This window comes from Hymenobacter duratus (genome assembly GCF_014698995.1).
Taxonomy (GTDB): Bacteria; Bacteroidota; Bacteroidia; order Cytophagales; family Hymenobacteraceae; genus Hymenobacter; species Hymenobacter duratus.
The window spans coordinates 1,041,053-1,055,774 of record NZ_JACWZZ010000001.1; the positions used below are offsets into that span (position 1 = coordinate 1,041,053).

The window sequence follows — 14,722 nt, forward strand, 5'->3', positions numbered from 1 at the left end:
AAAGCAAAACCCGTCCGGCAGTATGTCGGGCGGGTTTTTTGTGCTATTTGCTTCCTGAATTCCATTCCGATGTCTGTTGAAATGCCCTCCTCCAGCCGGCCCGACGCGGCGCTGCTGGCCCTGCGGCCTACGCTGCCCCAGGTGCTGCCCGCTTCCGGCGACGCCACGCCCGCCGATTTTCTGCACCACACACTGCGCCCGGTTCTGAAGCTGCAGAACGAGGTGCTGCTGGCCGTGGTAGCCGATTTTGTGCGCGACCATCATATCCCGCTGGCCACTGCCTCGCCTACTGAGCAGCAGCGGCTGCTGGCCGAGTTGCTGACCCGCAATACCAAGCTGCGCTACACTGTGGTCGGAGTGGTAGTAGGCCTGTTTACGGCACCCGAATTGGCCTATTACCGGCAACACCGTCCGGAGCTGAACCGGCGCCTGCTGGAACTGGCTACGCGCCGTGTGCAGGACCAAGCCGCCACGGTGGTAGACCTGGCAGCATGAGTACATTCTACACAGTGCTGGGTGTGAGCGAGCAGGCTACTGCCGCCGAAATCCGCCAGGCCTACCGGCGCCTCGTGCTGCTCACGCACCCCGACCGCACGCCCGACCCCGCCGCGCACCGCCGCTACATAGCCATCAACGAAGCCTATGAGACACTCAGCAGTGCCGCCCGCCGCCAGCAGTACGATGCCCGCCTGCGGCAGCCGACAGTATCGCCCGTAGCAGCACCAGTTCCAGCGGCGGCGCCAGTACACCGCGACCCGGCTTTGCGGCGGCGTGGGCGTCCTGCAGCAAGGCGTCGGCCGACGTCAGTACACGCACAGTATGCGCAGCGGACCTATGATCTGCGACCATACATCCGGCCTGTTTTTTACGTGGGGCGAACCTTGCTGGCCGGGGCGCTACTGCTCGTGCTGGACTTCTTCCTGCTGCGGTACCATACCACGGCTGATTTCTTGGCCGTTGCGGAGCCAAATCAGGTAGACGCCCTTTACTATATCACCACAACACATGGCCAGTTCGCCACGCGCATGGAGGTGCCACTGAACACTGAGGGGTTTCGGGTATATACTTCCCTGTTGTTGCCATTCGTACATGCCGCTTGGCTGCCCAACGGCCAAGAGGTGCCTGTAGTGCAGCAGGTGACTAGCCTGAACAGCTTCACCGGGCTGCTTATCGTGTTGGCTTTGTTAAGTCAATGGCCCCGCCTGCCGATGATAGCACGTATTAACTGCCTGCTCGGGGCCATCATCGTCGGGGTAATCGTGTTGCTGATGGCGTTGCAGCTCTGAACCGGTAACTGACGACAAACAAAAAACCTCCGTGGCGTGCGCCACGGAGGTTTTTTGTTTACGGATAAAGCTCGCTCAGTCGTATTGCGAGTCGCGCAGGTGAACCGGGGTGGCTTTCTTGCGCAGGCGCATATTCAACACTTCTACTACCAGCGAGAAGAACATGGCGAAATAGATGTAGCCCTTCTCGATTTCCTTGTGGAAGGCTTCCATCACCAGCATCACCCCAATCATGATCAGGAAGGAGAGAGCCAGCATTTTGATGGTGGGGTTGCGGTTCACGAAATCGGCTACTACGCCCGAGAAAGCAAGCATCACACCCATCGACAGCACCACGGCCAGCACCATAATCAGCACGTTGTCCACGAGGCCCACGGCAGTCAGGATGGAGTCGAAGCTGAATACGATGTCGATGATGATGATCTGCAGAATGGTGCTGGCCATGGTGGCTTTGCCTTTGCCGCCGTGCTCCTCTTCTTCCTCGCCCTGCAGCTTGGTATGAATTTCCGTGGTGCTTTTACCAATCAGGAACAGGCCGCCGGCCAGCAGAATAAGGTCGCGGCCCGATACCCCGAACGGCTCTGCCATCCACGGCAGGTTCACGCTGAACAAGGCAGCTTTCAGTCCCACAATCCACGTGATGCTCATGAGCAGCCCGATGCGGCATACCAACGCCAGCAGCAGCCCGATGCTACGGCCGCGGGCATGCTGCTCCTTGGGCAGCCGGTTCACGATGATGGAGATGAAGATAATATTGTCGATACCCAGCACGATTTCCATAAAGGTCAGCGTGAGGAGGCTGATCCAGGCCGGAGCGCTGGAGAAGACCGAAAAATCGAAGTTCATGCAGTAGTGAGCTGGTAAGCGAAGAGAGGAGTGGAGTTGATTTTCGGCAGCACAGGGTGCCGACCTGTCGGCACGCGCCTGCTACTGATGGCCGAAGGTGGAGCAGCCTCGCTGGGGCAGCGGGCGCAGCGTACCTGGCTAGCTTTTCATGTTCACGAACTGCAGCGGCTGGCCAATGTCGGCGGAGTGCTGGCGGAGCACGGCAATGGCGGCCTGCAGGTCGTCTATTTTTTTGGCCGTCACGCGCATCTGGTCGTCCTGCATCTGCACTTCCACCTTCACTTTGGCGTCTTTGATGGCCTTACTGATTTTGCGGCCTGTGTCCTTATCCACGCCGGCGCGCACTTTGATAGTCTTCTTCACGAGGTTGCCGCTGGCCTGTTCTTCGGCCGAAAAGTCCAGCGCGGTACCGTCAATTCCCTGCTTCACGACGCGGCCCAGCAGAATATCTTCCAGCGCCTTCACCCGCATAGAGTTTTCGGAGCTGAGCAGAATCGTGTTGGCTTTTTTATCGAGGTCGATACCGCCTTTGGTATCGCGCAGGTCGTAGCGGGTCTGCAGTTCTTTTTTCGCCGTATTTACGGCGTTTTCCAGCGTTTGCGGGTCCACTTTGCTTACAATGTCGAAAGATGCCATAGGAGGAATGAGAAGGTATGGAAGCCAATACGCCAAACCAGCGGGCCGGTTGAGGCGAAGGCCAAAGGTAGGAAGTTGGGGATGATTCAGCGGGTACTACTTTTACCAGTATCCTCCCTGGCCAGCCTCCCTATGTCCGTTCATCCTCCTGCTACTGCTGCCGAGTGGGCGGCCTATTTCCGGCTCCGCTATGAGGTGTTGCGCCAGCCCTGGCAGCAGCCCGAAGGCTCCGAGCGCGCCGAGGACGATGCGGCTCCGGCTACTACCCATGCCCTGCTGCTCGCGCCTGACGGGAAGGCGCTGGGAGTCGGGCGGCTGCACCCGGCCGGGCCGCAACAGGGGCAGGTGCGCTTTATGGCGGTGGCGCCGGCAGCGCAGGGGCAGGGCGTGGGGCGCCGGATACTGGAGTTTCTGGAAGCTGCCGCCCGCCAGCAGGGGCTTGCGGAAATAGTGCTGCACGCCCGCGAAAAGGCCGTACCGTTTTACCAGCGGCTCGGCTACACCGTGGTGGCGCCGTCGCACACGTTGTTTGGCACCGTGGCTCACCAGCTGATGCGCAAGGCGCTGTAGCAGTAGCCACCGAATAGTCGCAGGTATTGCCCAAAGTAGCTACTTTTCCTGCTCCTTATTTTTCCCTTTCTCATCATGGAGCAGCTTCCGGACGTAGACACACTGATATCCATCTACAATCAGATAAATAGCTACGGCCGCACTAATGGCATGGTGCTGACCGTCTCGGAGCCCGGCGAAGTGCGGTATGCCATGACCATCCGGGAGGAGCACCTTTCGTCGCCGGGTACTTGCCACGGCGGCGTGGTAGCCGGCCTCATGGATGCCGCGCTGGGCGCCGCCGCGCTGTCGTTGGCCTTCACGCGCGGTGAGCTGGTATCCACGGTCGAATTCAAGATAAACTACCTGCATCCGGTCCGGCTGCACGACCACCTGCTGGCCCGCGCCCATGTAGAGCACGCCGGTAAAACCCTGGTAGTCACGAGTGCCGCCATCGAATGCACTACCCGCGGTCTGGTTGTGGCACGGGGCATGGGTACCTTTAACCGCTACCCGGCCGATAAGCGCGACTTTCACCGGCTGCTTTTCCCCGATACCGAGCCAGCGGAGTAGCCGGCAGTTGCCGTACGCCGCACAGCAAAAAGCCGCCGGCGCTCAGGGAAAGCAGCCGGCGGCTTTTTACAGCCGAACCAAGGGCAAAAAATTACAAATGCTCGGATGAGTCTGCCGACTCATGCTCGTGCGATTCTTCGTCGTCGTACTCGTCGCCTTCTTCCATGGCCGGAGCGGCCACTTTGCGTACGTTACGGGCACAATCCTCGTCGCGGTGGTTGCGGCCTACCGTGAATTCCACCCAGTCGCCTTCGCGCAGCTCGTTGAAGTCGCCTTCCGCCATGTCGGCGTAGCTGAAGAAAAGGTTGTTGGGGGGCATCACCACGAAGCCAAACCCGTTTTTGAGGTTTTTGATGGTGCTGATGCCGACAGTGCCAACCGGGCCGGCAGCTGTGGGTCCGGTGGGGCGCACGGGTTTCGGAACGGCCGGAAAGGGAGCCGGATCCGGGGTATTCACAAACATGCTTTCGATCAGTTCATCGGTATCGATGAGGCCCTGGTCGATGATTTCGTGCATCTGCACCGGGTAAGTGGCCTGCTCCAGCAAGTGCTGGGAGGCACGGGTTACGCGGGCTTCGCCTTTGAAATCCACATACTTGAAGTCCCAGTTCAGCAGCATTACACGCGTACCGATGGTGTTGAGCTTCTTGATAAGCGGCACGTAGTCCGAGTCGCCGGCGATAAGCACAATGACGTCGTAGCTTTTGTGGAGAGCCAGTTCGAGGGCTTCCAGGCTCAGCCACACATCAATGCCTTTTTCCTGCAGGCGTCCATCACGCGTTTTCAGGGGCATATAGTGCGTGGCGATGCTCATATTCATCAGAATATCGTCGAGCAGCCGGTCGTGGAACAGTCGGTCTTTGTCGCGCGCTTCCGTGGCCGAAAGGCGGCCGCGGAAAAAGTGGGCGTCGATGATGCGGCTCAGGCGCACATCAACGTCTTCTTCTTCGGCCACCTGGTGACGGATAAACTCGTGTAGACCTTCCAGGCTAATACGGGCCTTACGGTCATGCTGGAAGTAGTAGTAATCGCTGATTTTCAGGAAATAATTGCCGTCATAAAAGACGCCTATCCTAATCAGAGGGCTATTTATCTGGTTCATACAGAAAAAGGTTTGAGGGTAAGCAGGAGGTGTGCGTGGGGTAGAAGAGGCAGATAATTCGGTTCGGCTGCGGCTGGTATGGCACAATCTTGTGCCAAAGATACAATACCCAAGTGTTTGGCTGCCTGAAACACGTAGTATATTAGGTGAGTACCATCATATTACAGCGCCGTCGGTTGAAACATTTGCCTGGCCAGTGCCTGCGCCGAAGAGCAGTATGACGGCACTGCTATTCGGTGAAGACCGGGCTGTTGCCTGCTATCGGGGAAACGGCCTGGCAGAAAACAGGCTTCTTCTGCTTCAGCAGCCCCACGCATTTAGGTGTTGTAATATTAAATAAAATATATCTTACATAAGAATATGCGACGGTTTATTGCTGTCTTTGTTTAGTACATTTCGGCGCTAAGCTAAGAGACAAAAAAAACTGCTGCAAGAATAAACCGCATTTATTAGCTGTAACGGAATAAATACAGTTAGGCTTGTCGCATGATCCAGGCCTTAAAAATAGGGTAAGTAGCGTTGGTGTCTGTATTTCAGCATGCAATAAGAAGCAAGGCTTTCTGGATAGCCAGCCGGGTAGTGCTGCTATATGCTTGAGCTTAGCAAAAAACGTCCTATTACGGCGTCTGTATGAGGAGTGTTTTATAAATGCCTGTATTTACTGATTTGCTACATTTGATGGAATTAAAATCCAATTTTTCCTATCACAAGCCCTAGCACCAGCAGACCGTAGCCGACGCAGATGGCTACTTCCAGCATATTGCCACTAGCGGAGCCGGTACGGATGAGCGGAATTTTGAACGCATAGTCCAGCAAAGGCATAAACCATTTGACGCCGGCTTTGGTGAGCGTGTCGGCCAGCAGATGCGACACATAACCACCGCCCGCAAACAATGCCACGCCATGCCAGCCCAGCGTTTGGTTGGCCAGGTGCCCGATGTAGGTCCAGAGGCCGGCGGCCCAGATGGTGTGCGTCCAGGAGCGGTGCGCGGTGAAAGGCGCTACGGCTACAAAGCAGCCCAGCATGCTCAGCCATAGAAACCCCGTATAGAGGCCCGCTACCACCGTACACAGGCCCGTGAACATCAGCGCCAGCTTGCGCGTGGAGTCGCCCTGCATAGCCGCACCGATAAGCCCGAAGGCTAGTGCTGCCGTGAACCCCATGCGTCTGTCAGGCCCAATAGGTAGCTGGAAATGGGTGTAGGCGGCTAACAGGAGCGCCGCTGCCACAAAGGCCCAGCGCACATAATTCTGGGCGAAGCCAAGCCGTTTGCTTAGGCGGGAGCCAGGATGGTCGAGGTCAGGAGCCAGGGACGAGAAGCCAGCCAGTGCAATGCCAGCCACGGAGAACGGAACGCCAGGAACGAGGCCAGCCACAGCCACGCCAGTAATAAGGCCAATGGCCAGGTGAGAAGAGCCGCGCAAGAGAAATACAGAGAAAGTGAATTAGGGGCCGAAGGTACGCCACTGCCGAAGCACTACAGCAGGCACTGCCGCCTGTACGGCCTCCAGAATCCGAACTAGGAGATGAATGGAGTACAGAGGGCGAAGCAACACAGCTGCCTAATGCGGGTGCCGGTTGCGTCTGCGTTTTTTGGATTCCCATAGGCGCGGCCGGGTCTTGTAGCTGTAGGTGCGGCGGCCCTGGTGTTTTCGAACCCGCACCTGCACCATACGCACGCCCAGCAGCCGGCTGAATTCAGTGCCGCTGCTTCGGCCGTCTTCCTGCCACACCCGCTCGTAGGAAGCCAGTAGTCCCTGCCGCATTACGTCCTGCCGCTGGCCATTGGAGAAGTAGCCGCGTTCCAACTCACGCCCCAGCCACCGCTGGTGTTCCACCAGCTGCAGCTTCCCGTCGGGGTAGTAAGTGCGGGTGCTGCGCTTGGTAGCTAGTACCCGTCGGCCGTCGGACAGCCGCTTCTCGCGGTGGCGTAGGGGGCGGTGGGTAGCACCCGTCGTATCGGCCTCGCCCAGCATCCAGCGGGTGTGGCGTGGGCCGGGCTGTAGCTGCAGCGAATGGTCCTTGTGCAGTTGTTTTTGCGGGCCTTGGCACGCAACAGGCCGGGTGTTTGGGGCAGGTGGGTGGCGCAGGGGTGGGGCAGTGCGAACCGGCTGCGGCCGCTGTTTCACGGGTTTTAGCTGCATCATTGTCGTAACCGGCTCGCCTCCTTCCGGCGACCAGCGCCGGAGCACGAACAGCTGCTGCCGGCTTACAGGCTCCCATTGCCAGAAAGGAGCGCTGGGCACAATACTGTCGCGGCGGGTGGCGTCGTCGAAATCCTGCAGCAGTTCGTGGTGCCGCCACGCTGCCGGGTAATACCGCGTAACCTGCCGCAGCCGCCCCTGCGAAGTAAACGACAGCCGCACGATGGCCTGCCCATCGGCGTCGCGTTGGGTGAAAGCGCCTGTCAGCCGGCCGGCTCCCAACTGCCCGGTCCAGTAGCGCCGCGGGTCGCGGGCCGGGTAGGGGTTGCTGTAGGAAGAGTAGGGGCTCGGAATCCAGCCGTGGTTGAGTGCCTGGGCCGTATAGGAGTTATTCCAGAGCCGGAAACTGCCCTGCAGCCCTCCGGTTGGGCTTTCAGTGAATAGGCCCAGCAGACGCGGCTGGCCGGAGGGTTTTAGCGTCACCAGTGAGTCTACTAGCTGCCCGTTTCGGTAGGTGCCGCGCTGGGCCACCCGGCCGTCGGGGTGCCAGACCACAAAAGCGCCATCGGGCTTGCCCCCCTGCATCAGAAGGTGCCGCGCTACCCGGGGCGGCTGGCCGGGCTGGGTAGGGTAGAAGCGGCTCCAGGTACTGTCGGCTTGGCCGTGGGTGAAGTGGCCGACTTCGGCCAGGCTGCCATTGGTCCAAAAGCGTCGGAAAGAACCGTGGGCAACCGTGTCAGCCGATGAAACGCGGTGGTAGGCCGAGTACGTGCTGCGGGGCTGGGTGCGGGCCGAATCGTAGAACGTGCGGATAACGAACGGTGCGTTCTGGGCCCAAGCGGCTAGCGGCGCACCCAGCAACAGGCCCCCGAGCACAAGCATACTCCGCAATAGCATACTTCTGCCCCGGCCGGATAAGGAATACATAGAATAAAGCACCGCAAGGGCCGCAGCCCACAAATAGGAGTTGATGGCGCAAGCTAAACAGCTGGCACGCAATCAACAAGTACACTACTCGTAGCAGGAAATAAGGGTAGGATTTAGAAGAGGTTGTGGCCGGCTACCACTTGCCGGAGCTGCCTTTCAGGTTGCCGCGCATGTCGCGGGCCTGCCCTTCCAACAGCGCCAGGCCCCGGTGGAACGCACTAGTAACTTCTGCCTTCTCCGCTTCCGGTAGCGGCCCCTGCTCCCGTATCTGCTGCCGCACCTGCCGTAAATGATTCAGAATATCGTCCCACTCGGTGCCGTCTTGTTCGTTCTGCTTATCTGTCATTGCCCTGTGCCCCCCCGGGCTGCTTCGCTGCATGAACTCGGAAGATACGGCAGCCACAATGAAAAGCTGCGGAAACTTTCGGGGCGTGGGCGTGGTATTGACTAGCGCACCCCACGAGTGCCTGTCAGCCTGCTTCGCCCGACCGGATTTTCATTCGGCCGGGCTTCTACCTTTGCTTCCTCTCCTAGCCACACTGCTGTTTTGAAGGTCTCCGATTTACTTAAGCTCTATACCCTCGACCCCACGGGTATGACGATTGGCGCGCGCCTCAACCCCGCCACCCGCCACTCGCTGAAGCCCGCTGCCACCGCCGAAGCCCCCGTACGCCTGCACCTCAAAGGGCTGGTAGGTTCGCAGGATGCGCTGCTGGCGGCTGCCATGCACCAGGAGTATCCCGACCAGCACCACCTGTTCATTCTGCACGACCGGGACGAGGCCGCCTACTTCCTGGCCGACCTGCAGCACCTGCTGCCCGACGAGGAGCCGCTGCTGTTCCCGACCTCCTACAAGCGCCCCTACAGCTTCGACGAGACGGAAAACGCCAACGTGCTCATGCGGGCCGAGGTGCTGAACAAGCTGAACTCGCACCGCGGCCCGAAAACCACCGCCGAACAGGCCGCCGACGATGCGGCCGACGCGGCAGAAACCGATGGCCAGCCCAAAGGCAAGAAGCGCGGCAAAGCCAGCGCCAAGGAAACCGCCGGCGTCCTAATAGTCACCTACCCAGAGGCGCTGTTCGAGAAGGTTATCAACAAGAAAAGCCTTGTCGCCAACACCTTCGTCATCAAAGTGGGCGACAAGCTGGACGTGAACTTCGTGAGTGAGATGCTGGCGGAGTACGACTTCGAGCGGAGCGACTTTGTGTACGAGGCCGGCCAGTTTGCCGTGCGCGGCGGCATCGTGGACATCTTCAGCTACGCCAACGAGCTGCCCTACCGCATCGAGCTGTTCGGGGATGAGGTGGAGACGATTCGCACGTTTGATCCCGAAACGCAGCTGTCAGTGGAGAAGCGGCAGCAGGTAAGCATCATCCCGAACGTGCAAACCAAGCTGCTGCAGGAGACGCGGGAGGCATTTCTGGAGTTCATTCCGAAGAACACCACCGTGTGGGCCAAGGACGTGCGCCAGACCCTGGACGTGGTGGACGAGTACTTCGACAAGGCCGAGGCGGGCTTCCAGGAGCTGCTGGCCGTGGCGGGCGGCACCCAGGTGGTGAGCAAGCCGGCCGATTTGTTTGAGTCGGCCAAGACGCTGCGCAAGCTGCTGGAAGGGTTTGCGGTGGTGGAGTTCGGCAAACGATTCCACTTCAAGACCGGGGCCGAGGAGCTGCAGTTCAGCGCCAAGCCCCAGCCCAGCTTCGGCAAGGACTTCAACCGCATCGTCAAGAACCTGCACGACAACCAGGCCAAGGGCTACACCAACATCATTGCCGCCGAGCAGGTACGCCAGGCCGACCGCCTGCGTACCATCTTCGACGAGCTGGACAACAACGTGCAGTTCCAGCACCTGCTGCTGGGGCTGCGCGAAGGGTTCATCGATGAGACGCTGCGCCTGGTTGTCTACACCGACCACCAGCTGTTCGAGCGGTTCTACCGGGCCCAGGAAACCCGCAAGTTCTCCAAGAAAAAGGCCCTCACGCTAAAGGAGTTGCGCACCCTGGTGCCCGGCGACTACGTGGTGCACCAGGACTACGGCATTGCCCGCTTCGCCGGCCTCACGCAGGTGGAAATCAACGACCGGCTGCAGGAGGCCATCCGGCTGGTGTACCGCGACGACGACGTGCTGACCGTCAGCATCCACGCTTTGCACAAGATTGCCAAGTACAGCGGGGCCGAGGGCACGCCGCCCACCATGAGCAAGCTGGGCTCGCCGGAGTGGGAAAACAAGAAGAAGTCGGTTAAGAAGAAAGTGAAGGACATTGCCGCCGAGTTGATCCGGCTGTACGCCAAGCGCAAAACTGCGCCCGGCCACGCCTTCGCCCACGACTCCTTCATGCAGGCCGAGCTGGAATCCAGCTTTATCTACGAGGACACGCCCGACCAGGCCAAGGCCACCGAGGACGTGAAGCGCGACATGGAGGTGCCCCACCCCATGGACCGCCTCGTGTGCGGCGACGTGGGCTTCGGCAAGACGGAAGTAGCTATTCGGGCCGCCTTCAAGTCGGTGGCCGATGGCAAGCAGGTGGCCGTGCTGGTGCCCACCACCATCCTGGCCATGCAGCACTACAAAACGTTCCGCGAGCGGCTCGGCAACCTGCCCGTGACGGTGGAGTATGTCAACCGCTTCAAGAGCGCCAAGCAGATCAAGGAAACCCTGGGCCGGGTGGCCGAGGGCAAAACCGACATCCTCATCGGCACCCACCGCCTCACCAACAAGGACGTGCAGTTCAAGGACCTGGGCCTGCTGGTGATTGACGAGGAGCAGAAGTTCGGGGTGAAAACCAAGGACAAGCTCAAGGAAATCAAGGTGAACGTGGACACGCTCACCCTCTCGGCCACGCCCATTCCGCGCACCCTGCACTTCTCGCTCATGGGTGCCCGCGACCTATCGGTCATTGCCACGCCCCCGCCCAACCGCCAGCCGGTGCAGACGGAGCTGCACGTCTACGACGAGCTGCTGATCCGCGACGCCGTGTCGCGGGAGCTGAAGCGGGGCGGGCAGGTGTTTTTCGTGCACAACCGCGTGAAGGACATCGAGGAGCAGGCCAGCATGATTCTGCGCCTCGTGCCCGATGCCCGCGTGACCTACGTGCACGGCCAGATGGACGGCGACCTGCTGGAAAAGCGCATGATGAAGTTCGTGGACGGCGACTACGACGTGCTGGTGGCCACCACCCTCATCGAGTCGGGTCTCGACATTGCCAACGCCAACACCATCCTCATCAACCGCGCCCACATGCACGGCCTCTCCGACCTGCACCAGATGCGGGGCCGCGTGGGCCGCTCCAACAAAAAGGCCTACTGCTACCTGCTCACGCCCCCGGTGGCCGGCCTGCCCAGTGATGCCCGCAAGCGCCTGAGCACCCTCGAAGAATTCTCGGACCTGGGCGCGGGCTTCAACGTGGCCATGCGCGACCTGGACATCCGGGGCGCAGGCAACCTGCTGGGCGGCGAGCAGTCGGGCTTCATCAACGACCTGGGCTTCGAAACCTACCACCAGATTCTCGACGAAGCCGTGCAGGAGCTCAAGGAAACCGAGTTCCGCGACCTGTTCCTCGGCGACCCCACCCAGCGCCTCCAGCAGGCCGCCGGCACCAGCGGCCCCAAGGAGTGCAACATCGAAACCGATTTGCAGGTGCTCATTCCGGACCGCTACGTGAGCAGCGTCTCGGAGCGCCTGCAGCTCTACAGCAAGCTGGATAGGGCCAAAAACGCCGAGGAGCTGCGCAAGCTGCTCACCGGCATCGTGGACCGCTTCGGGCCGCTGCCCGAGGAAGTAGAGCAGCTCGCCGACATCGTGCGCCTGCGCTGGCTGGCCTGCCAGACCGGCTTCGAGAAGCTCACGCTCAAGAAGAACCTGCTTAAAGGCTTCATCCCGGCCACCAACAACGAGCCCTATTTCCAGGGCGCCACCTTCGGCAACATCCTCAGCTACGTACAGACCCACCCGCGCTCCGCCTCCATGAAGGAGCGCAAAGAACAGCTCATCATCTCCTTCGAAGACGTGAAAAGCGTGCAAGCCGCCAAACGCATTCTGAGCGAGTTAGTGAGTGAGGAAACGGTAGGGGTGTAGAAATGAATACAAAAAATGGTGCTACTATTCAGTAGCACCATTTTTTGTATTAGAATAACTTTTTCAAATCATCAATTTAGAATAACTTTTTCAAATCATCAATCCATTCCGGAACTACGTATTCACTGGATATTCTTTCCGAGTATCTCCTTGCAAAGGAGAATTTTATACCTGGTTTATCAAAAAAATTCTCCAATAGCTGGTTTTTGCTAGGTGAAAGATCAAGAGCAAAATACACAGCTTCTTCTGAAGGAACCTCACTTCCGCTAATAATATTTTCAATCTCAGGATATTCCGCTGAGAATGTTAAAAGTGTTTCAAAAAAAGCTTCCCATTTAAGCTATCCTCAATTTCTGTTTTTGGCGAAACAGGATTTGAATCAATCTTCACTAAGCTCGTTTTTCTATCCGCAGGCACATTGACAATTCTATAGCAGAATAGATTTTTTTCATCCTTAACTGGATACCTAACTAACTCTGCATCAGTATCTGAAACTAATATCACTTTCCCTTTTATTTCTTTTTTAAAATCTTCGAATGCAACTAATAAGTGGTTGTAAATTCTCTTTATTTCATTTGCTCCGCCTACAGGAATTATTCTTAATTTTTTACATTCTACGAGTTCTTGAAAATATTTGTCAAAATATATTTTTTCCGAAGAGCCTTCGCAAATCAGCCAATTATATGGTTCGTCATCTATTATGCTGGTTATAAGTGATTGGATAAAGTCATTTAAACTTTTCAGCCTAATGTCGTATGGCAGTTTGCCTTTTGAATCACTAGTCACTTGCTTTATCTCTTCTCTATAACTTGCTATGTTAATCAAATCAACTTTATGATCCTCATTTGCCTTGGTAATAACGCTTACAGTTCCTCTTTCAATAGTGGGCATAAATCCATACCAATGTGTCGTAAACAGAAGCTGATTACAGGCATCACTTGCGCTTATTCTATAAAGTCTATCGAATTGATCATAGCATGCTGACATGTGCAAAGATGCTTCTGGCTCATCAATTGCAAGAATTAAATTACTATTCTTCTTTCTATAATCGTTCAGAATACGGCTCGTTATTTCAATAATAGCCTTTTGCCTTTCACCAGAACTAAGCGCCCCAACTTCCAGCCAATGTTCGCCCTGTTTTTTGTGAAGTCTTCTTATCTTGAAATAAGCTTCAATGACAAGTTTATATACATCGTTCTTTTTAAGATTTTGCTGCCTATCGGTTAAAGTTCTAAAAGAGTATCCATCAAGCGCTGTAGACAGTGTTCCAATGAATGTGTTTAATTTAGTATTTATTTCACCTATTTTATCTTGAGGAACACAACTTTCAACTATTTCCATCAATGACTCACCCATCAGTGATTGAATCTGTTTGTTTTCCAATTGAGCAAACATTTCCTGCTCGACATCTTTAGGAATATAGATATATTCAAATAAGTTTTTTAATTCATTATACAATGGCATCAATTCATTCATCTGGTCATCCGATATTTGCGGATTATTTGTATCGAAGCCGTTTATAATCAATTCACCCATTTTTTTAGTGTTAAACATGCTAAAGCTGGGTACAGAATCATTAGACACGCCTAATGGGATTAGCAGATAGTCATCAGTATTAAAATCTCTTTTTAATATTTCTCGTTGAGCTACAAATGTTTTAAATGTTTCTCTGTTTTGGTATAATATATCCCCTTCTTCAACATGCCATATATAATCACTTATTTTCTTTGCAACACTTGAATTGTCTTTTACTGTATCATTTTTAACTAAATATAAAGGCACTACGTGAGGGCGAGTAGTAACAAATCCACTTCTTCTGACAATTACATTGAAATTCCAAGCACTATTGTTAAAGAATGAGTCTAGGGCTTCTAGTACAGAGCTTTTCCCAATTCCATTATTGCCAACCAATCCGCAAAATTTTTCTCCATTAGATAGGGGTACATAGTTCACCCCCGAGTATGTTTTGAAATTCCTGAGTATTACACCTGCTAACATGTTTTTTAGTTAAAATCGATGAAGAAATTGTTATTCATCTGCAACATATACAATTGGCGAGGACCAACCAAAGTTGATTATCCTAACTGGCGTGAGTTTGTGGCCTGCACCTAACTCTGACGATAAGGTTATACTTCATCCACCAGAACGCGGTAAGGCAAGACGACGCAGTTTTGCCTCGTCCGCGTAAAGACCCATTCTCACGCTCGCCACAACCAGTCGCGCCGCTGCTATAGCCTCTGCGGCGGCGGGCTGAGGGTGTTGCACCCCTATTACCAGCGGATGCGCAACGGTCAACAGGGCTTGTGAGACGGTTAGATGGCAGTGTGAGCAGGTCAGCAAGCAATGTGATGCGGTCAGACGCCATTGTGAGCAGGGTAGCAGGCATTGTGAACAGGTCAGATATCATTGTGAATAGGTCAGCGGGCTTTGTGAGCCGGTTAGATGCTATTGTGCGGAGGTCAGCAGCCGTTGTGAGCCGGGCAGCGGCCATTGGGCGGCGGTTAGCAACCATTGCGGCCCCGATAAAAAAAGTTGCGGCCCTGCTTAGCGGATGCTCCTGCTGCCGCCTATCTTCCCGAG

General features: G+C 56.3%; 12 protein-coding genes. 5 read left to right on the forward strand and 7 right to left on the reverse strand.

Going from position 1 to position 14,722, the window contains the following annotated elements:
* Positions 1 to 81: 81 nt before the first annotated feature.
* Positions 82 to 495, forward strand: a complete 414-nt coding sequence (locus tag IC231_RS04260) for a hypothetical protein (protein WP_190783346.1) — start codon at positions 82 to 84, stop codon at positions 493 to 495.
* Complete coding sequence (locus tag IC231_RS04265; RefSeq protein WP_190783347.1) at positions 492 to 1,286, forward strand: J domain-containing protein; 795 nt, start codon at positions 492 to 494, stop codon at positions 1,284 to 1,286. The genes IC231_RS04260 and IC231_RS04265 overlap by 4 nt, the downstream gene beginning before the upstream one ends.
* A 75-nt stretch (positions 1,287 to 1,361) precedes the next feature.
* On the opposite strand, the gene IC231_RS04270 is transcribed toward IC231_RS04265, so the two are convergent.
* Together IC231_RS04270 and IC231_RS04275 are read right to left on the reverse strand one after the other, a co-directional pair.
* Positions 1,362 to 2,132 (reverse strand): TerC family protein, encoded by a 771-nt coding sequence (locus IC231_RS04270; RefSeq protein WP_190783348.1) that lies wholly within the window; start codon positions 2,130 to 2,132, stop codon positions 1,362 to 1,364.
* A gap of 138 nt (positions 2,133 to 2,270) precedes the next feature.
* Entirely contained in the window at positions 2,271 to 2,768 is a 498-nt protein-coding gene (locus IC231_RS04275; RefSeq protein WP_190783349.1) for a YajQ family cyclic di-GMP-binding protein, read from the reverse strand.
* A gap of 132 nt (positions 2,769 to 2,900) precedes the next feature.
* On the opposite strand from IC231_RS04275, the gene IC231_RS04280 reads away from it, so the two are divergent.
* The gene (locus tag IC231_RS04280; protein ID WP_190783350.1) at positions 2,901 to 3,338 is read left to right on the forward strand and encodes a GNAT family N-acetyltransferase; all 438 of its coding nucleotides are present in this window, start codon (positions 2,901 to 2,903) and stop codon (positions 3,336 to 3,338) included.
* 75 nt (positions 3,339 to 3,413) lie between these two features.
* The gene (locus IC231_RS04285) at positions 3,414 to 3,890 is read left to right on the forward strand and encodes a PaaI family thioesterase (RefSeq protein ID WP_190783351.1); all 477 of its coding nucleotides are present in this window, start codon (positions 3,414 to 3,416) and stop codon (positions 3,888 to 3,890) included.
* A gap of 91 nt (positions 3,891 to 3,981) precedes the next feature.
* On the opposite strand, the gene IC231_RS04290 is transcribed toward IC231_RS04285, so the two are convergent.
* From IC231_RS04290 to IC231_RS04305, 4 genes are all read right to left on the reverse strand, one after another.
* Complete coding sequence (locus tag IC231_RS04290) at positions 3,982 to 4,992, reverse strand: NYN domain-containing protein (protein ID WP_190783352.1); 1,011 nt, start codon at positions 4,990 to 4,992, stop codon at positions 3,982 to 3,984.
* A gap of 684 nt (positions 4,993 to 5,676) precedes the next feature.
* The gene (locus tag IC231_RS04295) at positions 5,677 to 6,417 is read right to left on the reverse strand and encodes a metal-dependent hydrolase (protein WP_190783353.1); all 741 of its coding nucleotides are present in this window, start codon (positions 6,415 to 6,417) and stop codon (positions 5,677 to 5,679) included.
* A 138-nt stretch (positions 6,418 to 6,555) separates the two neighbouring features.
* A complete protein-coding gene (locus tag IC231_RS04300) occupies positions 6,556 to 8,019 on the reverse strand; it encodes a toxin-antitoxin system YwqK family antitoxin (RefSeq protein ID WP_190783354.1) in 1,464 nt (487 codons plus the stop codon).
* Positions 8,020 to 8,197: 178 nt separating this feature from the next.
* Complete coding sequence (locus tag IC231_RS04305) at positions 8,198 to 8,410, reverse strand: hypothetical protein (RefSeq protein ID WP_190783355.1); 213 nt, start codon at positions 8,408 to 8,410, stop codon at positions 8,198 to 8,200.
* 201 nt (positions 8,411 to 8,611) lie between these two features.
* Between IC231_RS04305 and mfd the strand changes: the two genes are divergently transcribed.
* Positions 8,612 to 12,142: a transcription-repair coupling factor gene (gene mfd, locus IC231_RS04310; protein WP_190783356.1), complete on the forward strand. Its 3,531-nt coding sequence runs from the start codon at positions 8,612 to 8,614 to the stop codon at positions 12,140 to 12,142.
* 306 nt (positions 12,143 to 12,448) lie between these two features.
* Here mfd and IC231_RS04315 read toward each other — a convergent pair whose 3' ends face one another.
* The gene (locus tag IC231_RS04315; RefSeq protein ID WP_211538849.1) at positions 12,449 to 14,140 is read right to left on the reverse strand and encodes an AAA family ATPase; all 1,692 of its coding nucleotides are present in this window, start codon (positions 14,138 to 14,140) and stop codon (positions 12,449 to 12,451) included.
* Positions 14,141 to 14,722 lie beyond the last annotated feature (582 nt).